Genomic DNA, 25,909 nt, shown 5'->3' on the forward strand with positions numbered 1-25,909 from the left:
GATATAAAAGATTCCGAGTCAAATCCATTGTAGTTTAGCAAAAAAATTTGAAAGAAAGTAATTATTATGGTTGTAATTACTATTTTCAGGTTGCTGTAAAGTGAGCAATTTAAATTAAGTGGTTCATAAGGAATCAGTATGGGTTGAAAATAATAACAATTGACATATAATGTACATCAGTTTAAATTAAATCATAGAGGTTATATGCTAAAAATTACGAACAGCAATAGTCATGAGCACAGTCATGCAAATTCTGAAGTTACAAAAAAAGCTCCGGTTTCAGCTACACAACAAATCCTTCAGCCTAATCAAATAATTAAACTATTAAAATCAAAGTCTCGTCAAAAAGAAGCAGAAAAAGCTTTTTTATATGCATTCGCAGATATAGAAAAACAAGTAGTATTGGATTTTATTAAAACACTGCACGATTTACCTTTAACAACCCCTGATAATGATGTCGCTGCAGTAATTTATCAATGGTATCTCTCAGTTGGCCTGCAGAATAAGAAGGGATTTGAAATGACTGATAAAGAATATCAGAATAATAAATCTGCAAGTATTGCCCGTATCATCACTTCTCATTTATTGCCGAAAAATAAGGAAAAATTAAAAGGTAAGGCGCTTCTTGATGTAGGTGCAGGTGATTGCGCAATGACTTATTTAGTAAGTAAACAGCTAGAGATGGAAGCAAATGCAATTGATATTCAAACAGAGATTGACTGGGGCGGTGAAAATAGCAGTGACAAAAAAAGAAAAAATCATTATATGACACAACTTCATAACTATTATGAATATGATGGTAAGGATCTCTTAGGTGTGCTTAAAGGGAAAAAATTTGCGGTTGTTATGTATAATCATTCATTACATCATTTCCCTTCGTTTCAAGCGCAGCTCGACAGTTTAAAACAGGCAAGTCAGATTTTAGAACCAGGTGGAATACTTTTTTTATCAGAGCATGCGAATTGTTTTGATGAGGACATCTTGGATCTATCTCATATTTTATTATACCTAAGGTATAGTATCGATAAACAGCAAATTCTTTGCCCTGAAGATGCTATGAAGGCTATTTTAAAATTTAAATCGGAATATCAATCTCTTTATTTTTCTAAAAATATTCTTGATGTGATCACCAATCAATTGGGATTTACTCTGGCTAAAGAGGAAATTCGTTCTCCAACGGATGTAGCAAAAGCAACATTTTTCTGTTTTGTAAAAAAACCTTCGAGAGCGGAGTTGACTTATTCTCCATATTTCTTTGATGAAGATAAGGCAAGTAGACTTCATCATGTGAAAGATTCTGACCATCAGGATCTACCTCAAAGAAGATATCCTGCTGAAGCTTTTAATTAATTACTGCAATTAAGCAAAGTTAGCCTGTATTGAACTTGGAATTAGATACAGGCTTCAAAAAACCATGTGAGCATAAATTACATCATGGGAACATAAGAAGTTTCCTCAGTTTCCAATGTTGAATTTACACCTAGGGTTTTTAAAAAATTGGAGCAGATTTCTTTAGATTCAGGAAATATTTTTTCATAAAAGGAAAAATCTTCAACTGTTTGATTCACGGTATCTTTCATGTATGCCTGCACATATTTTTTGTCTTCGAAAAGATAAGACTGGCGATCTAAATTGACTAAAATAGTTAAAACATGTTGTTGATATGCTTCAATTAATTGAGTGACATTTCTTCGATTTTCAAATAAATTAAGACCTAAAGAAGTGCTGCGGATCGTTTCATCCAGTCTTACTACATTTTTATCCCAATACTCATTGTAGCGGTATTCAAATAAGGAATTTTGAAATTTCATATTTATCCTTTTATTAATCAAAAATAATAAATATATAGGCAGAATATTAAGAAAATATTAAATGCAGTGAATTAGGGTCTGTTTCCATTTCTACTATCTTGGCCAAACTGTACTGATTTTCTGCGTTCCGATGCTCTCATACTCATGTATGCTGCGCTTCGGTGCTCGAAAATCAGGCCATTTTGACTCAATTTAGCAAAATGTAAACAGGCCCTAATGTTTCATTAAAATTCATTTCTTAATGTATCTTTGGAAGACATTTCCCATACAGAGTGTACAAAGTCAGAATCTTCCATTTCAGGAAGTGTAACTGTTTGGGGCAATGAGGGATTTACATCCGCAAAGTGATTTCTTACAATTTCTCCATGAAGCAAGTCTTTTAAATCGGTTATATAAGCAATAATACGCTCTGCGGGTAAACTCTCGATAATTGCTTCATGGGTACATTCTTCCGGTAAATCTGTGTGTTCAAGTAAAGCGTCATATAAAGAAGATAACACAATGAGTCTTTCTGCAACCCCCACGATTAATCCACTTTTCCCATTTTCAATTTCTTTATCCTTTAGAAAGCCTGAGAATAAATCATTAAGAGCAACAGTTCCTCCATATGTTATTAGGGGTTTATTCTCCGATAAGTATTTAGATAATGCCTCAATTGTTACTCTGTCAAAACTCCCTCTTATTGGCAGACCATCATCAGGACAAGTACCATGAATTCTATAATAAGGTACATTACGTTCTATTGTTGAGGCCAAGCCACCAATACTTGGAGGTTTTGTGCTAAAAAAGCGTAGCTTCCCAATACTCATGCCGACACTCCGAATAGATAAATATACTTCAAAAATCAAAAGTAATTAGAGCGTTCATTTTTTCATACCTTATTATTAATTATAGTCATTATTTGGTTCCGCGCCGTTTGGCAGCGTATTCTTGGACCAAATTACACTTTAATTCACAGTCTACTCATTGTATCGCTTAAGTAGCGTTTAACATTGCGATAAGGTTTTCGGATGCACTAAGTTTAAAAAATCTTCACTTTTGATTTTTAGAAGCTGAGTATGATTACCCGCATTAAAAACGAACCACTCTTGATGTGCAAGGCTATCTGCAAGATAGACATCCATACCATAAAGTTCGCCAAACAATGGTATCGCTCCAACTTCACAGTCGGTAAATTTGTCTTGAAATTCAAATTCCTTAGCAATTTCTGCACGTTTTGCCTGAGTTTCTCTTTTTAATAGATTTAAATCCAAACGAGCATGAGCGGGAATTGCTACAAGTGCAAATTTTCCATCCAATTTGACAACTATAGATTTAGCAAAACAGTTTCCTTTAATATGTGCTGCCTGTGCACATTGGGACGCTGTATATGCTCTAGAGTGGCTGATAGTCTTATATGCGATATCATGGTTATGCATGTATTTTTTTAGTGATGGGCTTAACATGGAGTTCTCCTGAAAAAGGTCTATTTGATTAATTATAGTCCTTATTTAGCCCTGACAGGGTGATTTTGCTGCTTATACAAGGGGAGCTAGTCAGCCAAAAAGCTTCATTTACACGCGCACCAACGGTGGCAGCTCGACAAGAACAGAGAGTCCCAAGGCAGCAAACGCGGAGCTCGTTGTACTATAATTGATACAAATCAATGAATATAATGGTGCAAATATGAATAGGGACGCAGAGGTATTAGAAATTTATCATCGAAATATAAGTAAAGAAGACAAAATTCGTTTACTTGAAGAAATTGCGCTTGATCTGCATAATGAAATGGAAGCCCAAGATCAAAATATGCATCCAGAAATTCATAATAAATTAGCTGAAGGCTTAAGACTCGCAACGAATTTTATAAGGGAATTACATCATCAAAATTAAAAATAATTTCCGGATTAAGAAAAAGAAGGTTTCATAAGCTTGCAATAACCAACAAAGGATTCTGGGTGGCTTGTGCTATCATCTGTTGGGAAATGGCATCGCATTGAGTCCAGCAAATCATGTTCTTTAAAATCAAACAATGATGCTTTAAAGCCTTCATGATTATAAAATCCTTTCGCTGCATGATTTGCATTGCGCGTATAAAGCTCCATCCCTGTTGCTTGAGGGTAGTGTTTTGCTATTTGCATTAATGAGTTTTTGCCCAAACCCAAATTATGAAATGCGGGTGATACAGTAACAAATCTCAGGTATACGTGACCGGATTTATAATTAAGCTCAGTCGCAAAAAAGGCAACCGGGTGATCTGAAAAACGTACAATAAGATAATCAATTTTTTTAGAACCAGAGTGAATTTTTTTGTGTTCTTGATCAAAATCTTCTTCAAAATAATGTTGCAGCATAATAAGCTTGATAATATATTGCCGCGCTTTTGCTGCATTTTCATTTTCAAATAAATCATCAAAATGTTCTTTTATAAGATTAGACTCTTCGAGTAAAGGGTTTTTTTCATGGCTCAAATACTTTGTTAATGGTTTTATCACATTTTCCAATAAGTCTTGATAACCATTTTGGGCATGTTTGTTAAAGAAGTCTTTTGCATGCTGATAAACTTCACTACCAAACTGCAATTCTTCAACAGTACGCTTACAATAGGAAGATATGTAGGCAGCTACAAAATTTTTACGAATTTTTGGCCAATCATTCTCCTTAGCTGCATTCCATTCAAAATGAAAACTATTAAAAAATTGCATTTTAGTGCGCATACTGAGTAGTCTCATGTAAAAATGGGTTGCATTATTATAGAAGTACGATAACAAATAGCCAATATCCTTATAATAAATATTCCATTAGAGTATTTTAGACTGAGAATCCGTCTGAGTATCAGGGGTGAATCGGATTTATATTCTTTAATAACAGCTATTTTAAAAAACAATTTAAGCGCATACGGGTATTTTGTGGAGGTTACTATAATCAACTGATTTTTTTCCTCTGAGGAATGCATAATAAATGCAGCCTGCTTATTCCATTTGGTCCCTGGATTGTAATAAATCCTGTAAAGGTTGGGGTAATATCAAGCGAATCTTATGTGTTAGTTGTGCTTCATTTTTTTGCCAAAGGATACCTAAATAAATAATACCAAAGCCGATAACCGTCAAGGCAACAGGGAATAAGTAGCTGAGTTTAAATACCTTGAATGCCAAATATCCCAAGTAGTAACAACTGCCTAAAGCTCCAAATAATACAAACACTTTTCTGTTTAAAATAACTCCAATCAAGATCATTAACAGATTGATACACAGATAGATAAATTTAGAAAGCTCATTATCCGAGTGTTGCGCACTAAGTCCTCCCCAAAAAGTTATAACTCCAAATATATAAAGCCAGAAAGCAAAGTCTGCTGAATTTCTTGACCGAACATCCACCCAAAAAGCAATTAATACGGTAATTATGCCGAAATACATAGAAACCATGGCGCCTAGCTCATAGGTATAGTTTTCAGGATCAAGCATGGAAGTAAGATCCATAGACATGTACCAGAGGGTAACGGCAATCGGCATAATCATAAAGGGGTAGCGATAGATCCAAGCCATTATAATTCCAACTATAAGCGTCCCCATCTCCATGTAGAACCAGTTCCATTTGATATAGACATGGTAGTCATGGTACACGCTATTATCTGGCCACCAACCCATGCCTTGCTGTAATCCATAAATAGCTAGTGGAGTAAGGCAGATTACAAAGGTGGCACATATTCCGGCGGGTATTTTATAACCGATATCATATAATTTATGAGTCAGTGCAACACCCAGAATGGCATAGCACACTGAGAGAAATAAAATCCCCCAGCCTCCATACATTTCCCACCCCAAATTCATAAATAATGTCATGGCACCTATAGCAATAAGTCCACCAAAATAATACAGAACGTTCGTAAGATTAAATCCGGGACTTTGTTCGGGAAGATTTTTTATGAATTCAATTAAATCATTCGCTTGTTTTTCTGTAATGATTTTAGCTTCAATGGCTTTACTCATCATATTCCGGGAAATTTTCATCAAATCTCTCCATGAGATGCGGAATTCTTTTCCAGTAATAAGATTATAGCTTAGACTCAAGAACAAATGCGCAAAACGTACGTAAATAGTCCTGCTGCCAGTGTAGCTTTCTTTTGGCTTCAGGAATTCATTTTACTTTAGTATATTTAAAACTACTGTCTTTTATTTTATCATTTAATTGAACCACCGCTTTCTCTCTATTCTTTGGAAGAACTCTTTTGGTGGCTGCTAAAGAGATATGGGGAGTATAATTTTCTGGAATAATATCTGCATACATTTTGAAATTTGTATGATAATCCTGGTTATATTTTTTAAGTAATAAAGTCAATTTCAAATTAATATTTTTTAACTCAGCTTTAGTTGATTCCTCCGGGAACAATACAATCGCATTGCGAGTACATTTTTTATTGTTTGGTGTCGGCTTAGGGCATGATGGTGATACTTGATAAATACCCGATTCTCCAAAAAAATAGTCTATAGGTGATTCAGCTTTTAACTCATCTTTCATCATCTTTTCTAAGTTTTTATCACTTTTTCCGTTTACAATCCATCCGAGCGTAACATGATAGTTAGGCATGTTTTTTTTATTTGTATAGTTATCTTTTCCAATAACTGATTCCTTTACAAACTGATCATAAATTTTTGTTTTATCAGTTGGATTAACACGCAGTAGCAAAACAAGATCTGTTGGTTTTGCTGCAAAAGATAGAGAAAAATACATTAAAGAAAAAAGAGTGGTAATTAATTGTTTTTTCATAATTGACGCCTAATAATATTCATTAGACTATATCAATTCAATATTAATTAATTCTTAATTAGCCTTAGTAATTAATGAACATAGGTGTGAAACACACGAAAATGAGAGCTTCCAATCTCAGTATAACCAGATTTAGATATAGCCATGCATTATTAGTAGTTAGGAGAATTATCTGATAGTGACGGGCTTTTTCATCGGATTGCTTTATTTGTCACAAAATTATTGACTAATTCAAAAAGAAATCTATTACTTTATAAAAGATCATTTATTTCAGATTTTATCAGTCTGATTATGAGAAATTAGATGGTAAAGTGACATTTTTAAATCAATGTAATACAAGAAACTACTTTTTTCTTTTCTAACAGCAAAAGGAGAATAAATGGATGCAATTGCTGTTATTATAAATAAAATGGCTAAAAATTCCGCTAATGCCATACTCTATTTAGATGGTTTAAAAAGTGCGAATATTTCTTATATTCTCTATGAGACTATACCAAAAAATTTGCCGGCAACGATAAAGAAATGTATTGAAAAACATAAAATTATATTGGTTGGGGGAGGAGATGGGACGATACGAACCGCAGCTCATTATTGCGCCTATACTTCAGTAATTTTAGGGGTAATTCCCTTGGGAACTCTTAACCATTTTGCTAAGGAACTTGACTTACCTAGCGACGTTAAAGAAATAGTTGTTAGTTTAAAAAAATTTCATACAATTAAAATCGACTTGGCTGCAGTCAATGATATTATTTTTATTAATAATTCTTCCATTGGATTTTATCCAAAATTTGCCGACAAACGAGATCAGTATACTAAGAGTTATAATAAATGGTTAAGCTACATACCGGGGTTTATAAAGAGTTTTAAAAAACATCCGGCCTTTACTTTAACTGTAAAAAGCAAGAGTCTGGATTTATCGTTACACACTTCTTTTTTGATGGTCAGTAATAATGTATATTCTTATCAGTTTCCAGCAACAATTAAAAGAGAGAACTTTCAAAAAGCATTGCTCGGACTTTATTACTTTAAAGAGGGAAAAATACAACTATTTAAAATAATCCAAAGTATATTTTACAATAAAAATCTCTTTGAAAAATTTCAATCAAAACATCCTATTGAAATCCATTTTAATAATGAGAAAGAAATTAAAATTTCTGTAGATGGCGATACCATCAAAACAAAAACTCCATTGCATTATCGAACATTGTCTCGCTCTTTAACTCTTTTGAAGAGTTCATCATGAAAATAATACACATTTCCGATCTTCATTTTGGCATGCACAACCCTATGATTATTGAATCGCTTCTGGAAGACCTAAACTTATTGAAACCCGATGTTATTATTATATCTGGTGACTTAACACAAAGAGCTCAACCTAAGCAATATAAACAATTATTAGAATTCTTGCAGCACTTAACTATGTCTCTGCTTATTGTTCCGGGCAATCATGATATTCCTTTCGATAATCCCATTGGCCGTTTTTTATACCCATTTAAACGCTACAACGACTACATTTCTGCTCAGCTGGAGGTAAGTTTTAATAATAAAGAAGTAAATATTCTGGGGGTTAATAGTGCCAATCCGTACCAGGTTAAAGATGGTAGGTTAAGTCAAAAGACATTAGGGCGCATAAAAAATCATTTTTCATCTACTTCCAAGCAATTAAATATTTTATTTTTTCATCATCACCTTAAATATTTTTCAGGAATACATCATCCCTTAAATAATGCAGAAAAATTTATAAATTATTTAAAAGAAAGTCCTATTCATATTGTATGTACAGGTCATCTGCATTATGCCAATTTAACATTGATTACTAAAAATCAAGGAGATCAATGTGCATTACTACACGCTGGTTCAACATCTTGTTTACGAACTAAAGATGGAAAAAATAGTTATTATTCAATCAATACAAGTCAATTGAAGTGCTCTATTGATTGGCGGGTTTTTGTTAATAATGCCTTTATATCCCATAAGATTTATGAACTCGATTTTAATCCTATGGCGAAAGTAGATTCGTTGAGGAGTTGATAAACATTAGAGTATAGATGTTTTTGACACTGCTCAGCTACGCTATTTTCCAAAGTTAAATAAAATTAAAACGCCAGCAAGAACGCACCACCTATCGAGCGTCCATCCCGACTCACTGCTTATCCAATTTATCCCGATATGTCAATACGTGTATTTCACGGATTTAACTTAAAGAGCAAATGAAGCACAATTTGTCATTAACTTTGACGAATGGATAAATGCTTGTTCCAGCAATTCATTAGCCTGAGCGAGTCGAATTCAAGAAAGAGGAACCAGCCGCATTGAAGATGAGGAGAATCCATTAATGTACGATCTAGCAACCCAAAAAGCCTTATTACTGATTAAAGAGGGAAATAACCTGGATGGTGTTTTAGCACTTTATGAAGCCTGGATATCAGGAAGCAACTCTGCCGAACTTTTTTTTAAAAAAGATGAACCGCTTGGCTCTATCCCATTGATGCAAAAGGTTCTTGAAGCCCGAACAACATCGTGCGATAGCACAGAAGATTTTAAATTAGGATTGTGCTATTTATCAGGTATTGGCATAGCCCAATCGGATGAGAAAGCACAGGAACTTTTTTCTATACTGGCAGGAAAGCATCATGCTCCAGCCCAAAACCTGCTAGGATGGATGTATATTGAAGGTCGTGCAGGCAAGGAATTAACTAAGGACGGGCGTGATGACAAAGCAGTTAAATTACACCTTCAAGCGGCAACAGCAGGATATGCTCCAGCCCAAAACCTGCTGGCATGGATGTATCAAAACAACCGTGCAGGCAAAGAATTAAGCCAGGATGAGCGTGATGACAAAGTAGTTAAATTATACCTTCAAGCGGCATCAGCAGGACTTGCTCCAGCCCAATACAACCTGGCATGGATGTATGAAGAAGGTCGTGCAGGCAAAGAGTTAACTCAGGATACGCGTGATGACAAAGCGGCTCAATTATACCTTCAAGCGGCAACAGCTGGAGATGCCACAGCCCAAAACAACTTGGCATGGATGTATCTCGAAGGTCGTGCAGGCAAGGAATTAAGCCAGAATGAGCGTGATGACAAAGCGGTTCAATTATACCTTCAAGCGATAAGGGCAGAGCATGCGAGTGCAGCATGGAGCCTGGCTGTTTTCTATCAGAAAAGTAACTCCGACTTAGCCCTTAAATATTTCTCGATTGCTGCAATTTTATATCGAACTGCGAATGTTGATGTCCAGCGGTGCATTACTAAAATACACAGATTTCCTGCATTGGCATTAAAAGACTATGCTTTGGCACGAATTCACCAGTTAGACAGCGAAGCCATAGCCAGGCAATGTGTGGCATTCAAGGAGCTAAAGCGCCCCTCCGATTGCTTGTTGTTTATCAATGAAGATCTAGAGCGCCTGGGTGATAACACTACCTATCTTCGGAGTGTTTTTGAGAAACTCAGCTCCTTTGCCAACGAATCGTCGGTCTTGTCACTGACCGAAAAGGCAGCGCTTGCAAAGTTGCTATTAAAAATGATGACTCACTTATCTCAAGGCGACACCAGCACAGTGCTAACGGTAGAAGCACAATTAGAACCCATCCAACCCTATTGTACCTTACTCGTTAAACATCAGCTCGAGCTATTTCTTCACTTTGATAACGAAGCCAAAGCTGACTTGGAGGCACTTGCCACCCAATTATTATCCTGCGTCATGCTATTAGATACCAGGCATCATCCTGAGTTCATCCATATGTTTGCCAAGTTACTTGCAGCCATTCCGGATGATTCTGCATTTTGGCAAGAAAACAATAATAATCTGATTCGCCTCTTGATTGCGGCATTTAGTAATGGGGAGCAACCAATGCTCATCAAAAAACAGTTTAGCCCTCCCCAATTTAAAGCCCTGCTCATGCATATTATCCAGGCACCATTAGACGCTGCACTCGATGATGAACCCCCCGCTATCGATGAAGCGGGTCTGCAGATGATGAAGCAATACGGTGTTTCCATTGACATCCCTGCCATTACAAAGCAAGTAATCCAACAGCAAACAACAAGGCCGGCAACAAGCCAAAGCACCTCGGTAACTACGTTAACGGCTACTTATCCAAAAACACTCCTGGGGCGGCGCCAATATCCTGAGCCAGTCGAATTCAAGGAAGGGAAAAAACCTCAATTCAAGTAGGCTTTGTCGACAATCATCCGGGAGTGCCGAGGTGCCCTCGTAGTTATCGACAGCATCCATGCACGCTCGCTCACGCCACTGCCCCTTATTTTTTATAAGGGGATACTCTCTTGATTGCCATCATTAAAATTTTTTAACTTACATTCCCGCAGCTTGTTCCATAGGTATCGACATAAATAGAAGTAATTAGCATTTAATATGCGATTTAACTAAAAAGATTGTATTGTAAATAGATTTGGAAGTTAGTTTAAGAAGACGTTATAAACAATTAGTTAGGTCGCATATGATAACAAGTGATTTACTGAGTCCAGGAGTTAAAAGTAGTTTAAAAAGTAACAAAGCGTTTAGCGAGACCCAAGTAGCCTGGGTTTTTTTAATAACGAGTGCTACGAGCTGAGCGAGTTGGCCAAACCGATGTTAGAGCATGGAATTAATCAGTCAGCAAATGACTGCTCTTATTTTATTGGATATAGCATTTTTTGGGGAAACCAGAATATTGTCTTTCTCTCAATCTGATTGAGGACACAAGTCTTTATACAGAATCGCTTATACCACTGCAATCATAAAAAAAGGCTGTTAGAATTTATTTCAAATCAGGAGAAATATATGTGGACTAGGGATTTGTTTATTGATGATATCTCTGTTAGATTTTTACGCTGATGTAGTTAGTGGATTTTTAATTTGTAACGCCCACATAAACGATTACTTTTTTTATTATTTTGCATCCTATTGGAGCCATGCAATTTTTCTAATAATTGATCTATCAATGATTTGAAAATTGGAATAATCTACTGCTAATTATGTGCACATGATGAAAGCACCTTGATTTTAAAAGGAAATTAAAATGTCTAACGATCATCTCAACTATCGACCTGATATCGATGGTTTGCGAGCAATCGCTGTTTTGTCAGTAGTTGGGTTTCATGTTTTTCCAACTTTGATAAAAGGGGGCTTTATCGGTGTTGATATTTTTTTTGTGATCTCGGGCTTTTTAATTTCCAGCATTATTCTTAATAATTTAACGAATAATAATTTCAGCATCTTTAAATTTTATAGTCGTCGCATCAAAAGAATTTTTCCAGCTCTTCTAATTACATTGTTGGCCTGTTTAATAGTTGGGTGGTTTATTTTATTCCCACATGAATTTGCACAGCTAGGTAAGCACGTTTTGGGCGGTGCGGGCTTTTTCTCGAATTTTACTTTTTGGTCTGAAGCTGGTTATTTTGATAATTTGGCTGAAACAAAGCCTTTACTCCATCTTTGGTCTTTAGGGATTGAAGAACAATACTATATTATTTGGCCATTATTGTTATATCTCATCTGGAAAAAGCCACGTTTAATTCCATTTGTTCTGTTGATTATTTTTATGGTTTCCTTAACCTTAAATATTAGTGTTGTGCATCGCGACCTAGTCGCTGCTTTCTACTCACCCCAAACCCGCTTCTGGGAGTTGGTAGCAGGGTCTCTTTTAGCATATTTTATCTTTAAAAAACAAGTTCCAGCCGCTGTTCCAGTGTCTATGCCTCGCGAACAAGACACAGAACATAGCTTGACAAGAAGCGTGGCCAACGTCAAAAAACAAGCCGCATTGCATAAGAATTGCTTAAAATCAGGAAAAGCTCTATCCGAGAGCCCAAACGAGAAATACTATATTTTAGAAAATGTTAGCTCACTAGTAGGCTTTATCTTAATCTGTATTAGCCTTTTATTTATTAACAAAACAAAAATTTTTCCAGGCTGGTGGGCGATCTTACCCAATCTTGGAACTTTGTTGATTATTTTGGCCGGACCTAAAGCGTGGTTGAATAAAACCCTCTTATCCCATCGTATTTTGATTTGGATTGGATTAATAAGTTTTCCATTATATTTATGGCATTGGCCCCTTCTTTCTTTCGCATTCATTCTTAAAGGGGAACATATAGGAATAAATGCAGGATTAATGATTATTTTAATCTCGATTATGTTGGCCTGGGCAACCTACTTTTTTGTTGAGAAACCAATTCGCTTAAATCAAAACAAATTTATTGTGTACTTATTGATCTTAATCATGTTAGCAATTGGTTTAATGGGTTTTTATTGTAAAAGTAAAGATGGTTTTTTAAATAGGCCCTTCTGGAAAAATTTTGATGAAGTAAATGCCCAGTTTGTTGGCCCTGATTGGCAATACATAAAAAACGATCTTTGCTTAAATCGCTATCCTTTTGAGGAAGCAAAAGATTATCAATGGTGGTTTTGTATGATCAATAAAAACAAGAAACCAACTGTTATTTTGCTTGGGAATAGTTTTGCAAACCAGCTTTATCCAGGGTTATTACATAGTAAGTTATTCTCGAATGAGACCATACTTTCTATTGGCACTTGCGATGCAGCAACAGTTGGCAAAACTCCTTTAGTGGATTTGGTGGCAGATCCAACTATGCCTTGTGCGGGGGATAGACCCCTACATCAAGAAAAGTTTATAAATGATATTATTAAACAAAATGTTGGTTCTTTAAAATATGCAATAATTGCAGGCCTATACGGAGCGTCAGAAGAGTACCTTACTCGTTTGAAAAGCAGAATAGATTTCCTAGAAGAAAATCATATAAAAGTTATTGTCTTTTTACCTCATCTTTTGTTTAATAAAAAAGATGTCAAAAGCTGTATTAGGCCGTTTGGCAGCTCTTCAGAATGTATATCCGATTTGAAAGAAAGAAACTCCCTCATTCCATTTAATCAAGCAGTAATTAAAACAATATCAAAAACAAATCCAAATGTTGTTTTTTTTGACCCGAATGATTTATTTTGTGATAGCAAGAAATGCTCAAGGATAGATACTAACGGTCTTCCTTTCTATCGTGATCAAATCCATATTTCTGAATATGGAAGTATAAAGTTGATCAATTTGTTTGAAAAGCAGTCTGCAAAAAATCTATCGGAAAAGATAATAAGTTAGGACATAAGTACGTATAGCAATGACAAAAATATTTAAACTTATATCTAACTGAAGGGGACATTTAAGTCATTTGTTGGATATCCAAGATGAATCGCGAAATTATTGAGCTTTAAATATGATTGTTACTGCATATTTTACGTAATGCATATAAACGCGCTTTAAGATCTATTGGCTATAATTTAAACAGAACAGGCATTTACTCTTGGGGTTTTTATTAGATGTCAATTTTTAAATTTGAAGCCAAACGGTCTAAATTAAAGCGTAAAGAAATTTCTCATATTTTAGGTTTAAAAGATAATCCATTTGATACCGCCTTTAAAAATGAGGGTTGGTATGTTGAGAATGCTCAAGAAAGTATAAAAAGCAGATATAAAAACTTAACTAACGGGCGTCCAGTAGCATTCAATCCAATAAAAAGTCAGTCTCAAAATCAGTTTGCCAGGAAAATTAAAGATCTTTCTATAGGAGATTACTCTGGTTTTGCAACAAGATGGCATAAGCATGCATTTACCTTACATGTGATGAAAGATCAGAATGGAACCCATTTTGTATATACAAATCGAGGAGAACGCCATTTAGGTCCAGGTAGCAATGCAACTGTAAGGGTATTTTCAGTACCTGATGCCGATCTTGAGAGATTTTCTAAAGATATATGGACCGCATTTACTTCTGAAAATCGTGATGTTGTATCCAAATTTATCGAAGATAACAAATCTTACTCAACCGCACCAAGCAAACTTCAAAAATCGAATCAAAAAGTAGGAAATTGCTCGATTGCCAATTCGAATATTGCTTGGCATTTTCAGCTGGCCTCTGACTATTTAAAAAAAAATCCGGGTAAAACATATGAAGAAGCATTAATCGCTACGAAAGAAGGGTATAGGGAATTACGTAAGCAAGATAGGATAGAGGCATTTAAAGATCTCTTGGCTCTTCAAACGAATGCTAATTATTCTCAAGATGCTCACATGAATGATGTCCTGCAAGCGCTTGGTAAATTAAATAGAAAAAGTGCTCATGGCCCAAATTATATTCAAATGTTACTCCAAGATCCCGAAGTTAATACAAAATTAACAAGAATGCTAGCCCAACCCGATTTTAAACATCACTTGGATAACTTTTTAGGTGAAATCAAAGGATTCACTCATCGAGAGGGAATACGCAAAAAAATGGAGGTAATGCGGGATAACATTTTAGGTGCTTCTTTTGCGAAATTACCAATATCAGAACAAGAGAAGCTTATAAAACAAGATCCTTCATTACAAAAATATTCTGCGCATTTTAAAAATTTCGCTACCAAGGAACAGCTTGCTCGTTTACTAGGAGAATTCGATACTGGGACATCACCAAAATGGAGCCCGATTATTCAAGACGGGATTGGATGGATTGGTATCGACAATACGCCTAACCACAAGCCTGGCATTGTAACTCGGAATCATAAAATTGAATTAAATGATAATGGAGGTTTTATCGTTCGGAATAAACCCTCTTATCAGATCAATACAAATTTAGAAGAGTGTGAGAAAATAATAAACGGTGTATTAAGACGCATACCACAAGACGTAATTATTCCAAAGCTTAAATCAATTCCTTCCCCTTCAGTCCCTACAGCACTTCCTTTTTTGCCTACGAATCATCAACAAGTGGCTCAATTGTTAAAGGAGATTAAGGGAAAAGATAGTTTTTCCTGGAAGGAGCTCGCTGACGATAAGTTTGGCCGAATAGGTATCGATTACGTCCCACCTTATGCCCCAGGTATTATCACGAGAGATCATAAGATAGAGCTAAGAGACGATGGAACGCTCAAAGTTTTAAATAAGTATCACAACGAAAATGGCATTTCTTATGAGGAAAATACGGATAATCCTCAGGAAATTATAGCGAGTATTTTAAAACGTATCCCTCAAGAGGCTGTTGTTTCGTTGCTAAATTCTACTCCTAAATTAAATCCTATATCTCCTAAGCCTACTTCATCAACTGCATTGGATCCGACTAAAGTAGAATTGGTTTCTCGCTTAATTAATCATTATGCCACAGGTAATTGGAAAGAATATGCAGACGATATTGAATTCGGTATCGGATTTAAAAGCAAACTACCCAGCATGGCATTTCACAATTATCAATTGATGATAACCGCTGATCCCAATAAACCAATTATCATTTTAGATAAAGCTCAAAACAATAAGCCAGTCAATGATGCACTGCGTGGTCAAATATTAGACGCCATATTACAGGATGTCGAAATTCAACGATTGCAAACAGCAGTGCCTTCTGTAGCGGATAAAGCTAAAATAGAACGAATCACTCGTTTGATTAATCATTATGCAAATGGCGCTTGGGAGACGTTTGCGGATAATATCGAGTTTGGTATAGGCAAAAAAAGTAATCTACGCACATTGGTTTTTGACCACTATCAACTGATGGTACCTAAGGATCCCAATAAACCGCTTATCGTATTAGATAAGGCTCAAGGATATAAGGCTATAGATGAGGTACAGCAAGGTGCAATATTAGATGAGATATTAAAAAATGCTAATATAATGCAATTGGAATCCGCTATGCTTCCTGAGCTGGATAAGGTTAAGGCGGAGCAAATTACTCAGTTGATTAATCGCTACGCAATTGGTGATTGGCAGAAGTTTTCAGATAATATCGAGTTTGGTATAGGCAAAAAAAGCAATCTACGGACTTTGGTTTTTGACCGCTATCAACTGATGGTACCAACAGATCCAAGTAAACCACTTATCTTATTGGATAAGCTCCAAGGAAATAAGCCAGTAGACTAGGCACAGCAAAATTCAATATTAGATGCCATATTAAATGATCCTAAAATTAAACAATTACAAACAAAGATGCTTCAATCAGATAAGCCTGCGCCAATTAAAGAAAAACCTTCAGTTTCTTGGATACCCGATAGAAATAAAGAAGGAAAAAAGGTGGCATGTTGCACGTTTAAAACAGAGCAAGCAGCTCAAGCTTTTGCGGATCAGTGGAGTGTCAAACGACAAGGTCAAAAAATTTATTTGGGTGAAGATAGGATTGATTCTGCTATAACAAAGAATCTACCGCAACAAATAGAATTTGCACAACAGTTACAGTCACAGAAGCCTAAGCACCGCATTTTGAATAAATATGGCTTTCAGGATCAACCAAGGAAGCATGATTATCTTGTAGATACTAATAGCTTGGATAAAAAAACAGATGTTCAATTTAAACCAGAAGAAATGCAATCTTTTAAAGAACGGTATAAATCTCAGGTAGGTGATTGTTTAAAAAATAAAATTTTAAATGATTTTAAGGGGCGAATAGAATGTACTTCTACGATAAAAGAATTAAATGATTTAAAAGAAGAATTAGTAAAATCACCCGAATATCATACATTAAAAACAGCGCAGGGATGGTTTACTCAAGCCACAGGTATTAACACATCTTCGGTAGATGCATTTGAAGAAATGTTTAAAGATCAAAGAGCTAATATTAATAATCAAACCAAAACTGAAGCCATTACATCATCAGAGGAAAAATATCATCAAAACAATTACTAAGGGTAGCCCGTTTGCTTGCAAACGGGGGTTAACTTATCATTTCCTCAATCACCAAAATACCCACCATAAGCCCTCTTAAACGGGGATTAAGCGAAAAGGTATTTTGTATACTCCGGGACCTTCTTGAGGGCATCCCAATCCGCCTATTTTAATATGTCGTTGGCCAGAAAAACTTCCGTCGCCATTCGATGTAAAAAATTCGAATATAGTGGATTTGACTTTGTTGCCGTCATTGCACGTGAAGAGGTGAGTAGCCTTTAATTCCCAACGATTATTTTTCCAATGATACTCAATGTACTTGGGAGCTCCGGGAGGAGCATATAAATTAGGCGTATGAGCTACGCAACCTGATGCTTTACAAATAGTGAAGAAATCTTCCTTTTGCTTGCTTGGGCGACTGTTAGGATTAAATTTTCCATTAAACGTTTGTTTTGCTCGATCCAGGTGTCTAATGTAAGAACCATAAATGGGAACAGGCTCTGGACGAGAAGCGGCAACTGCAAATGATGTCATCGCGCAAAGAGATGTTACAATGACAAGTGATTGTGTGCAAAATGCAAATGCTTTAATCATTTTAACTCCTTTTACGGTGTTTCGGAATGAAATATACCTATTATTTTTATTCTTGTCCTAACCATTACAGGCCAGGATACTTTAATATCGTCCATAATTTTTCCAGGGAAATCTTTTTGACATATGATGCAGAATAGAGGCGCGTTATTATGCCTACACACTTAAGATAGCTATTCAAAGTCGATTTAGCAATATCGTCAAGAATAATGCCAAAAAACTAATCTCAATTTATCTGTTATTAAATTGGCAAAAGCGAAATAATCATAAAAAAAGATTAAAGATACAAGTTTTTTGCTGCAATTCCGGATAAAATACTGTACAATATGTGACAATTTTTTAACCATTTAAATTTTATAAGAGTGCTATGACTGATTTAAACCTTTACAGAAATATTGGAATCTTCGCCCACGTAGATGCCGGAAAAACCACTACTACCGAACGTATTCTTAAGCTTACTGGTAGAATCCACAAAATAGGTGAAGTTCACGATGGTGAATCAACAACCGATTTCATGGAGCAGGAAGCAGAACGCGGTATTACCATTCAGTCAGCAGCAGTAAGTTGCTTCTGGAAAGGTCATCGCTTCAACGTTATCGATACCCCAGGACACGTCGACTTTACTGTAGAGGTATATCGTTCACTGAAAGTACTCGATGGCGGCATCGGCGTATTCTGTGGCTCTGGCGGTGTTGAACCTCAATCAGAAACTAACTGGCGTTATGCGAACAACTCAAAAGTATCTCGTTTGATTTTTGTAAACAAACTTGATCGTATCGGCGCAAACTTCCTGAAAGTGACTGAGCAAATTAAAAAGGTATTAGGCGCAAACCCATTAATTATGACCTTACCGATTGGTTTTGAAGACAGCTTCGTAGGTGTTGTTGATTTATTAACCCGTAAAGCGTATGTTTGGGACGAATCTGGCCAGCCAGAAAACTACAAAATTACTGATGTACCCGCCGATATGGTTGACGACGTTGAAATGTATCGCGGGCAATTAATTGAAACGGCACTTGAAATGGATGATGAGTTGCTGATGGCTTATTTAGAAGGAGAGGAGCCTTCAATAGAAGACATTAAGCGTTGTATCCGTAAAGGTACGCTTGAATTAGCCTTCTTCCCAACGTATTGCGGTTCGGCCTTTAAGAACAAAGGAATGCAGCTATTGTTGGATGCAGTGGTTGACTATCTGCCTGCTCCCCATGAAGTTAATCCACAACCTTTGACTAATGCTGAAGGTGAGCCAAACGGCCAATTCGCTATCGTTTCTCCTGATGAGCCATTCCGTGCCTTGGCATTTAAAATCATGGATGACCGTTTTGGTGCTTTAACGTTCGTACGTATCTATTCAGGAAAACTAAATAAAGGGGATACCATCCTTAACTCCTTTACCGGTAAAACTGAACGTGTCGGCCGTATGGTCGAGATGCAGGCGAATGAGCGTAATGAATTACAAAGTGCTGAAGCAGGTGACATTATCGCGATTGTAGGCATGAAAAACGTTCGAACTGGTCACACTCTCTGTGATCCTAATCATGAGTGTACGCTTGAAGCGATGGTATTCCCCGAGCCAGTCATTTCGATTGCAGTGACGCCAAAAGATAAAGGCGCCACCGAAAAAATGGCTATTGCTATTGGTAAGATGGTTGCAGAAGATCCTACGTTTAGAGTGGAAACTGATCAGGATTCAGGTGAGACCATTCTTCGTGGAATGGGTGAATTACATCTTGATATTAAAGTGGATATTTTGAAGCGTACTTACGATGTTGAGTTAATAGTAGGTCAACCACAGGTTGCATACCGAGAAACCATAACCAAATCGATTCAAGACAGCTATACCCACAAGAAACAATCAGGTGGTGCTGGTCAATACGGTAAAATTGACTACACTATTTCTCCAGGCGAGCCCAACACTGGATTCACTTTTATTACCTCCGTTGTGGGTGGGAACGTTCCTAAAGAATTTTTCCCGGCAATTGAGAAAGGGTTCCGCTCAATGATGGACACAGGTACGTTGGCAGGTTTCCCCGTATTGGATGTTGTAATTAACCTCACCGATGGTGCTTATCATGCTGTTGACTCCTCGGCAATTGCATTTGAAATTGCCGCAAAAAGCGCTTTTCGTCAATCCATACCCAAAGCTGCTCCACAATTGCTTGAACCAATCATGAAGGTTGACGTTTATAGCACGGAAGAAGATGTAGGTAATGTTATTGGTGACTTGAACCGTCGTCGCGGCATGATCTCGGGCCAGGAACCCAGTGCAGCGGGTGTCCGCATTAAGGCCGATGTTCCACTTTCAGAAATGTTTGGTTACATCAGTACTTTGCGCACCCTTACCTCTGGTCGTGGTCAATTTTCAATGGAGTTCTCGCACTATGCTGCTTGCCCAAACAATGTAGCTGAAGCAGTAATTGCCAAAGAAAAAGAAAAGAAAGCCGCAGCGCTTGCGTAAGATGGTTAGTAGCTTTTAAAAAGCTCTGTCAGCTTGCTCTGATGGGGCTTTTAAAAGTTCAAATAAAATCAGGTATGGAGTTTAAGGAAAGTTTCTTAACTGATTGTAAACTTTTCTTTAACCTGTCAGTTGTTCACGTGATATGAACGTAGCTTATCCAAAGTTATTGGTTAACAAAAGAATTATGTTTTGCCATTTCAAGCGATTGTCCGCAATCCTCCAGAGTCTCGTCTGAGTGTTGAGTTCAATGTAAGTGTTCACGCAATGGCGTCAACTTAAGCTCACCTAACTCTTACGGATATACTTGTAGCCTGGATGAAACGAAGTGAAACCCGGGTTTCGGTCCTTCACGTAGGCTACCTTAAGTTGACACCATTGCGTGAACACTTACGTGATAGACATTTGTCCGGCGATTCTGACAGGATACGATTTCTGTTTCTCTTTAATTAACTACTTTAGCCATTCGTATTAATTTATTGATCTTAATCTCCAAGGAACTACATTCTGTAATAAGTAAACTAAGCATTAAAGATAAGAGATTTTCATCCTTTTGAGGCATTACATCAGGAACTACTATTAAATTGGGTTTACGTTCCAAGTGAGAGAGATTTTCTTTTAGCTTTATCATGGTGTTACTTAAAAAAATAAAGTGTTCTTTATCCTTTTCATTGAGCCTAACCCCTTCATAAAGAATCAAAGCAATTATTGAGGTATAGTAACGGAAAATATGCCGGAAAGAGTGTAAAATATCAGCCGCAACTTGGGTAAATCCAGAATTCTTGCCGATTTCAACCTGAGCCTCACTAATTAGTGTTTGAAAATGAGGAATGAGTGTTAAGATGTCTGATTCGCACTGAGTTAATTGTTCGGACAAGCCCGTTTTTGAATCATCTATGTTTGCAATGTACATGGATAAAGTGGCATATTTGACTAGAAATTCCTCCATTTCTGAAATGAGCACTTTTGTTGCTCGGTTTGGGAAAAAAAATCTTAGGGTAAAAAAGCCTATTAATATACCAATAATCACATTGGTAGGTCGTATAAACACATATGAAAAATTATTATAATTAACGAGGCAAATAGCCAAGGTTACGCAACCCAAGATTCCAATATAACTTTTTTTAGTCCCTAGAAATAAATAGGTATATAAAAAAATCCCTATTATAAATCCAACAAGATTCATAAGATAATTATTATGAAAAAGAAAAATAATAATAAGACTATATAATGCACTACTAATCGTCGCGAACACTCGCATTGAGCAACGAGTCAATGAAGCGCCAATAGTATGTTGTTCAAACAAAATAATGAATAAAGAAATATAAACCCAAGTTGGCTCGACCAGAGTGAAATATGTTGTAATGATAAAACTAATGATCGTACCAATGGCCATACGTGCAGCCATTATTGTTTTTTGGCTTGTTATTTCTATAGAAAAATTAGATTTGAATAATGACATAGCACGTCGCTCCAATAGGCAGAGGATAATCTTTGGAGTCATAATCAGTGATTTTGATCTGTACAGGAAAACGCTGAGGCAAAAGTATCCAATTATTCGTATCATTGGTTACAGTTTGGAGCTGAGTCTTTGGGTTAGTAATTTGTCGATTAGCAGCCCAAGCGCCAGATACCACCGTTCCATGGTATAATTTTGTGCCAAAGTACATTCGAGGAATAATGTAGACTTTACTGCCGGTCTTTACCATACGTAAATCCAGCTCAGTAAAATTGGCTTGAATGTAAAGACTCTCAGTATCAACAAAGGAAAATATAGGTTTATTAATCTCTATGGGGGTTCCCAAAGATAAAAACATATTTTGGATGCGGCCATTACTTTGGGCATAAACAGTGGTTTGTTCTAAATTAACTTTGGCATAACGCCTTTTATAAATCAACGCTTTGATTTTGTGTTGCAGACTCTGAATATTTTTTTCAACCAAGCTAATTTGCTGTGTTTGCATGTTCACTTTGGCCAAGCTACCAAGATTTTCATATTGCAAATCTTTGACATTAATTTCAGAAATTGCCCCTGATTTTAAAACAGCTTTATTACGAGAATAATTTAAGTTAATTCTGTTGTATTCTTGTGTGTATTGTATGAGTAATTGTTTCTCTTTTTGTAGCTGGTATTGTAAGCTTTGAAGCTCGGCTTTCGCAGTATGTACTTCCTCAATAAGCCTATTATAAGTGAGCTTGTAAGGTTCTTGGAACACAGTAAATAAAGGCTGTCCTTTCTGAACATATTGTTCATTTTTAACATATAAATCAGTAATGTACCCACTGACAATAGCAGCTACAGGACGAACATTGGCGACAACAAAAGCATTATTAGTAAATGGAATTAAAAAAGAGAAAAAATAATATAAAACTGCAAATAATACCAAGAAAAGCAAAACTGTATATGGTTTTAACTTTCGAAGCTTTTGTGTTACCATTTTTCAATATTAGTCATGTTATTTTATGGATCCGTTTAATTGCGCAGCCTGGCAACGCTAATTACTTTAGTCATGACAAGTGTGCTAGTAGCATGCATGCCAAGCGCAAAAAATTCACGACTCACGCCAATTCATATCCCTACATATTTGGAAGACTCAAGCAATGATGCATTAAATAGACTTCCTTATCAAGCTTGGTGGGAAGATTTTAGAGATCCTTTTCTCAATCAGCTTGTTGATAAAGCACTTCGTTACAATAACAATGTTACAATAGCTAAGCGATCAATTCGTGTTGCACAGACTGAGTTGCAAACGATTCGCTTAAATTGGCTTCCAGGTTTGAATCTTTTAATGGGGTTCGCCCAAGATCCTGCTTTAGGAAATCCCGGTGTGTTTTATGGTGTTCTTCCTAGCTATTACCAAAATTTTGTTGCGCTTTATTTTCAACAAAAAAAAGCAGAATTTATCTTGAAACGTTCTAAGGCATATTACCTTGGTGTTAGATTGGCTGTTATTGGCGAAGTAATAAGTAGTTATTTTTCTCTACTCGCATGGAATCACCAATTAGCTTTACTGAAGCAAATTGAACAAGACTATAAAGAACTTTTGGCATCGTTAGAAATAGCAAAAAAACAAGGATTAGCGAATAAGCTACAATTGCTAGCGTTAACAAGCCAATTACAAAGTATTTTAGGACTGAAAAAGCAAGTACAAAATAATATCGTCGCAAGCGAAAATGCGCTACGTTATTTAATTAATCAGCAACCAGGAGTAATAAAATCAAAAAAATCATTTATTAACATACCAAGTAAAGCAGTACCACTAAATAAGATTAATACTCAAGTTATTCTACGTCGTCCAGATGTAATGGTTGCTTTAACATCTCTTCTTGCAGCGTGTAGTGGAATCAATATTGCAGAAGCACAATTATTCCCAGCTGTAACCCTAGATTATTTTTGGGGAAAGGCGAGTTTGAATGGCACATTCAATAGTCCAACCCGTGACGCATCTTATGGCGATATGTATGCAACATTTAACTTATCCCCCTCTATATTTGGACAAATTATCACGAGCAAAGCGATTTTTAATAGGAGTTTGGCAGAGTATAATAATGTCATCCAAAATGCCTTACGTCTGATCGCAAACAGTATCGCTGCCAATCAAAAACTTATGGTTAAGTACCATGAAGACGCTCTCTCTTTAGCATCATTAAAGAAAAAATATCAATTACAACAAGAACTCTATCGCAAAGGTCTTATTAGCCATAATGACTTGTTATACAGCAGGATAGAGATTAGCCAAAGAGACTATGAACTGACCGTAAGCAAATTAGAACAGTTGATTAGTGTTATCAGTCTTTATGAAGAATTAGCAGCAGGCATACTTTATCAGAAACGGTTCTAATAGAAAATTTAACGTCCTAATTATCTGTAGAATCACCGTCATGAGTTCCATTTTATCAGTTTTTTATTTTTGGCAAATAAAGATTTGGAGTGATCATATAATGTACTATAATTATATTTAGTTTTTCGGACCTTATCTTCAATCAGAGGTAAAGTTGATGAAAAAAAATATGATGAGTTGTATTTATTCAGTTTTTATTTTTTTATTCTTTATCTTTGGTCCTGCATATGCTGAAGATGGAGGTGAACCCCCTCGCGTCGCTCGATTAAGTTCCATCAATGGCTCTGCTAGTTTGCTGCCCGGAGGTGAGACTCAATGGGTAAAAGGCATAGTCAACCGTCCATTAATCCCCGGTGATCGCATATGGTCAAGTAATAAATCATTTCTCGAATTACAGATGGGTTCTACAACCGTGCGCATGGGTAATCAAACCAGTCTTAAAATTCTAAACCTTAATCAAAAAATGACCCAGTTACAACTTTCAAGTGGGACCTTAATTGTCAAAGTTATGCGTTTGAATCCTGGGCAAACAATTGAAATCAGTACTCCCATCCTTGCTTTTAGAATAACAAAACCGGGTTATTATCGAATTTTTGTCAATACTCAAGCAAAAATTACGCTGATAAGTGTAATAAAAGGAAAAGGGGCGGTGTATGGTTCAAAGGGCTCTTACATTGTTAATCAAGGACGATCGTATCCTTTGGGTGTCAATCTAAAACTATTTAAGCCAACTGGTATTCCTGCTCCGGATAATTTTGAGCGTTGGAGTCGTTTGCGAGATCGTATGGGCAAAGGCATTACCCAATATGTATCTACTGAAATGATTGGCGAAGAAGATCTACCACTCCATGGAACTTGGAAAAAGACCCCTAAATACGGTCAGGTTTGGATTCCGAATAAAGTCAGTCCAAATTGGGCCCCTTATCGTACAGGTCAGTGGATGTGGATACGCCAATGGGGTTGGACCTGGGTGGATAAAGAGCCTTGGGGATTTGCTCCATTCCATTATGGTAGATGGGCTTATCTTGAAAGAAGATGGTGTTGGGTCCCTGGACCAAGATATGCCCAGCCTGTTTATGCACCTGCCTTGGTGGTATTTGTAGGAGGTAACAATTTTAACCTGAGACTGAGTACTGGTGCGCCGGGAATTGCATGGTTTCCTCTAGCCCCAGGAGAAATTTATATTCCTCCCGCCACACTGGGACGTAATTATTTCATCAATGTCAATACAAGCAACACTCAGATTAATAATACCTACGTAAATAATATTTACATTAATAGAAATACCAATATTTTCTATCAAAATGTAAATGTAGCACCTGCAATAACTGCGGTGCCCACTCAAACATTCGTCAATTCACAACCTGTTAGCCAGGCATTAGTAACTGTTCCTTCTCAAGAAATACAACAAGCGCCTAAAACTCCTATTGCGACGGTTGCTCCTGATATGAGTAGTGTGTTAGGAGCAAGTTCTGCGGAGTCTCAACCGCCCAAAGAAATTTTAGATCAATCAGGAGTAGTAACTGTTACTCCTCCAGCACCTCCTGTTCCTTTTTCTAAAGAGAAAAAATTACTGGAAAAAAATCCCGGCTCTCCTTTATCTACACAGGAAACACAATCCCTAAAACCAACTGAATCAGCCGAAAAATTAGATGTAGTTAATCCAACACAAACATCTACTCCCATTAATGAAGAAATTATCAATCAAGCCCCAACTGTACCTGATCCCACATTGATTAAACCTCAGGAGCAAGTACAGCCACAGCCTCAGGAGCAAGTACAGCCACAGCCTCAGGAGCAAGTACAGCCACAGCCTCAGGAGCAA

20 protein-coding genes are annotated in these 25,909 nt (G+C 36.5%); 11 read left to right on the plus strand and 9 right to left on the minus strand.

Translation table 11 applies throughout. The features are described from left to right. Positions 1-204: 204 nt before the first annotated feature. Positions 205-1,350, plus strand: a complete 1,146-nt coding sequence (locus tag Lani_RS09120; RefSeq protein WP_019233050.1) for a methyltransferase domain-containing protein — start codon at positions 205-207, stop codon at positions 1,348-1,350. A 77-nt stretch (positions 1,351-1,427) separates the two neighbouring features. Here Lani_RS09120 and Lani_RS09125 read toward each other — a convergent pair whose 3' ends face one another. The 3 genes from Lani_RS09125 to Lani_RS09135 form a co-directional block, all read right to left on the minus strand. Next, on the minus strand, positions 1,428-1,811 hold the full coding sequence (locus tag Lani_RS09125) for a hypothetical protein (RefSeq protein ID WP_019233049.1): 384 nt from the start codon (positions 1,809-1,811) through the stop codon (positions 1,428-1,430). Between the two features lie 224 nt (positions 1,812-2,035). Further along, complete coding sequence (locus Lani_RS09130) at positions 2,036-2,620, minus strand: hypothetical protein (RefSeq protein WP_019233048.1); 585 nt, start codon at positions 2,618-2,620, stop codon at positions 2,036-2,038. Positions 2,621-2,797: 177 nt separating this feature from the next. Continuing rightward, on the minus strand, positions 2,798-3,256 hold the full coding sequence (locus tag Lani_RS09135) for an aminoacyl-tRNA deacylase (RefSeq protein ID WP_019233047.1): 459 nt from the start codon (positions 3,254-3,256) through the stop codon (positions 2,798-2,800). A gap of 220 nt (positions 3,257-3,476) precedes the next feature. Between Lani_RS09135 and Lani_RS09140 the strand changes: the two genes are divergently transcribed. Further along, positions 3,477-3,683 carry a hypothetical protein gene (locus Lani_RS09140; RefSeq protein WP_019233046.1) on the plus strand — a complete coding sequence of 69 codons (207 nt, stop codon included), beginning with the start codon at positions 3,477-3,479 and terminating at the stop codon, positions 3,681-3,683. 14 nt (positions 3,684-3,697) lie between these two features. On the opposite strand, the gene Lani_RS09145 is transcribed toward Lani_RS09140, so the two are convergent. From Lani_RS09145 to Lani_RS09155, 3 genes are all read right to left on the minus strand, one after another. Next, a complete protein-coding gene (locus Lani_RS09145; protein ID WP_019233045.1) occupies positions 3,698-4,507 on the minus strand; it encodes a GNAT family N-acetyltransferase in 810 nt (269 codons plus the stop codon). Positions 4,508-4,762: 255 nt separating this feature from the next. After that, positions 4,763-5,800 (minus strand): hypothetical protein, encoded by a 1,038-nt coding sequence (locus Lani_RS09150; protein WP_019233044.1) that lies wholly within the window; start codon positions 5,798-5,800, stop codon positions 4,763-4,765. A gap of 127 nt (positions 5,801-5,927) precedes the next feature. Beyond that, entirely contained in the window at positions 5,928-6,557 is a 630-nt protein-coding gene (locus tag Lani_RS09155; RefSeq protein WP_058388512.1) for a hypothetical protein, read from the minus strand. Between the two features lie 379 nt (positions 6,558-6,936). On the opposite strand from Lani_RS09155, the gene Lani_RS09160 reads away from it, so the two are divergent. From Lani_RS09160 to Lani_RS09185, 6 genes are all read left to right on the plus strand, one after another. Beyond that, positions 6,937-7,800: a diacylglycerol/lipid kinase family protein gene (locus tag Lani_RS09160; RefSeq protein WP_019233041.1), complete on the plus strand. Its 864-nt coding sequence runs from the start codon at positions 6,937-6,939 to the stop codon at positions 7,798-7,800. Further along, positions 7,797-8,588 (plus strand): metallophosphoesterase family protein, encoded by a 792-nt coding sequence (locus Lani_RS09165; protein WP_019233040.1) that lies wholly within the window; start codon positions 7,797-7,799, stop codon positions 8,586-8,588. Before Lani_RS09160 ends, Lani_RS09165 begins: the two co-directional genes overlap by 4 nt. 304 nt (positions 8,589-8,892) lie before the next feature. Continuing rightward, a complete protein-coding gene (locus Lani_RS09170; RefSeq protein WP_019233039.1) occupies positions 8,893-10,737 on the plus strand; it encodes a tetratricopeptide repeat protein in 1,845 nt (614 codons plus the stop codon). A gap of 844 nt (positions 10,738-11,581) precedes the next feature. Continuing rightward, complete coding sequence (locus Lani_RS09175) at positions 11,582-13,672, plus strand: acyltransferase family protein (RefSeq protein ID WP_019233038.1); 2,091 nt, start codon at positions 11,582-11,584, stop codon at positions 13,670-13,672. Positions 13,673-13,890: 218 nt separating this feature from the next. Next, positions 13,891-16,458: a hypothetical protein gene (locus Lani_RS09180; protein WP_019233037.1), complete on the plus strand. Its 2,568-nt coding sequence runs from the start codon at positions 13,891-13,893 to the stop codon at positions 16,456-16,458. A gap of 66 nt (positions 16,459-16,524) precedes the next feature. Next, a complete protein-coding gene (locus tag Lani_RS09185) occupies positions 16,525-17,217 on the plus strand; it encodes a hypothetical protein (RefSeq protein WP_019233036.1) in 693 nt (230 codons plus the stop codon). Between the two features lie 75 nt (positions 17,218-17,292). Here Lani_RS09185 and Lani_RS09190 read toward each other — a convergent pair whose 3' ends face one another. After that, a complete protein-coding gene (locus Lani_RS09190; RefSeq protein ID WP_019233035.1) occupies positions 17,293-17,790 on the minus strand; it encodes an MBOE_33420 family protein in 498 nt (165 codons plus the stop codon). A 364-nt stretch (positions 17,791-18,154) separates the two neighbouring features. On the opposite strand from Lani_RS09190, the gene fusA reads away from it, so the two are divergent. Then, complete coding sequence (fusA, locus tag Lani_RS09195) at positions 18,155-20,245, plus strand: elongation factor G (RefSeq protein ID WP_019233034.1); 2,091 nt, start codon at positions 18,155-18,157, stop codon at positions 20,243-20,245. A gap of 442 nt (positions 20,246-20,687) precedes the next feature. Here fusA and Lani_RS09200 read toward each other — a convergent pair whose 3' ends face one another. Then, entirely contained in the window at positions 20,688-21,704 is a 1,017-nt protein-coding gene (locus Lani_RS09200) for an FUSC family protein (RefSeq protein WP_019233033.1), read from the minus strand. Continuing rightward, complete coding sequence (locus Lani_RS09205) at positions 21,685-22,680, minus strand: HlyD family secretion protein (RefSeq protein ID WP_019233032.1); 996 nt, start codon at positions 22,678-22,680, stop codon at positions 21,685-21,687. Before Lani_RS09205 ends, Lani_RS09200 begins: the two co-directional genes overlap by 20 nt. A 96-nt stretch (positions 22,681-22,776) precedes the next feature. Here Lani_RS09205 and Lani_RS09210 point away from each other — a divergent pair, with 96 nt between their 5' ends. Both Lani_RS09210 and Lani_RS09215 read left to right on the plus strand, forming a co-directional pair. Continuing rightward, on the plus strand, positions 22,777-24,084 hold the full coding sequence (locus tag Lani_RS09210) for a TolC family protein (protein WP_051045695.1): 1,308 nt from the start codon (positions 22,777-22,779) through the stop codon (positions 24,082-24,084). 157 nt (positions 24,085-24,241) lie between these two features. Next, positions 24,242-25,909, plus strand: a 1,668-nt coding sequence (locus tag Lani_RS09215; protein WP_058388513.1) for a DUF6600 domain-containing protein, incomplete at its 3' end; no start/stop codon positions are given.

This window comes from Legionella anisa, from assembly GCF_001467525.1.
GTDB lineage: Bacteria > Pseudomonadota > Gammaproteobacteria > Legionellales > Legionellaceae > Legionella > Legionella anisa.

What these genes read in the sequence shown, in the direction of transcription:
- Lani_RS09120 (WP_019233050.1), top strand. Translation starts at nt 205, where the DNA reads ATGCTAAAAATTACGAACAGCAATAGTCATGAGCACAGTCATGCAAAT.
- Lani_RS09125 (WP_019233049.1), bottom strand. Translation starts at nt 1,811, where the DNA reads ATGAAATTTCAAAATTCCTTATTTGAATACCGCTACAATGAGTATTGG.
- Lani_RS09130 (WP_019233048.1), bottom strand. Translation starts at nt 2,620, where the DNA reads ATGAGTATTGGGAAGCTACGCTTTTTTAGCACAAAACCTCCAAGTATT.
- Lani_RS09135 (WP_019233047.1), bottom strand. Translation starts at nt 3,256, where the DNA reads ATGTTAAGCCCATCACTAAAAAAATACATGCATAACCATGATATCGCA.
- Lani_RS09140 (WP_019233046.1), top strand. Translation starts at nt 3,477, where the DNA reads ATGAATAGGGACGCAGAGGTATTAGAAATTTATCATCGAAATATAAGT.
- Lani_RS09145 (WP_019233045.1), bottom strand. Translation starts at nt 4,507, where the DNA reads ATGCGCACTAAAATGCAATTTTTTAATAGTTTTCATTTTGAATGGAAT.
- Lani_RS09150 (WP_019233044.1), bottom strand. Translation starts at nt 5,800, where the DNA reads ATGAAAATTTCCCGGAATATGATGAGTAAAGCCATTGAAGCTAAAATC.
- Lani_RS09155 (WP_058388512.1), bottom strand. Translation starts at nt 6,557, where the DNA reads ATGAAAAAACAATTAATTACCACTCTTTTTTCTTTAATGTATTTTTCT.
- Lani_RS09160 (WP_019233041.1), top strand. Translation starts at nt 6,937, where the DNA reads ATGGATGCAATTGCTGTTATTATAAATAAAATGGCTAAAAATTCCGCT.
- Lani_RS09165 (WP_019233040.1), top strand. Translation starts at nt 7,797, where the DNA reads ATGAAAATAATACACATTTCCGATCTTCATTTTGGCATGCACAACCCT.
- Lani_RS09170 (WP_019233039.1), top strand. Translation starts at nt 8,893, where the DNA reads ATGTACGATCTAGCAACCCAAAAAGCCTTATTACTGATTAAAGAGGGA.
- Lani_RS09175 (WP_019233038.1), top strand. Translation starts at nt 11,582, where the DNA reads ATGTCTAACGATCATCTCAACTATCGACCTGATATCGATGGTTTGCGA.
- Lani_RS09180 (WP_019233037.1), top strand. Translation starts at nt 13,891, where the DNA reads ATGTCAATTTTTAAATTTGAAGCCAAACGGTCTAAATTAAAGCGTAAA.
- Lani_RS09185 (WP_019233036.1), top strand. Translation starts at nt 16,525, where the DNA reads ATGCTTCAATCAGATAAGCCTGCGCCAATTAAAGAAAAACCTTCAGTT.
- Lani_RS09190 (WP_019233035.1), bottom strand. Translation starts at nt 17,790, where the DNA reads ATGATTAAAGCATTTGCATTTTGCACACAATCACTTGTCATTGTAACA.
- fusA (WP_019233034.1), top strand. Translation starts at nt 18,155, where the DNA reads ATGACTGATTTAAACCTTTACAGAAATATTGGAATCTTCGCCCACGTA.
- Lani_RS09200 (WP_019233033.1), bottom strand. Translation starts at nt 21,704, where the DNA reads ATGTCATTATTCAAATCTAATTTTTCTATAGAAATAACAAGCCAAAAA.
- Lani_RS09205 (WP_019233032.1), bottom strand. Translation starts at nt 22,680, where the DNA reads ATGGTAACACAAAAGCTTCGAAAGTTAAAACCATATACAGTTTTGCTT.
- Lani_RS09210 (WP_051045695.1), top strand. Translation starts at nt 22,777, where the DNA reads ATGCCAAGCGCAAAAAATTCACGACTCACGCCAATTCATATCCCTACA.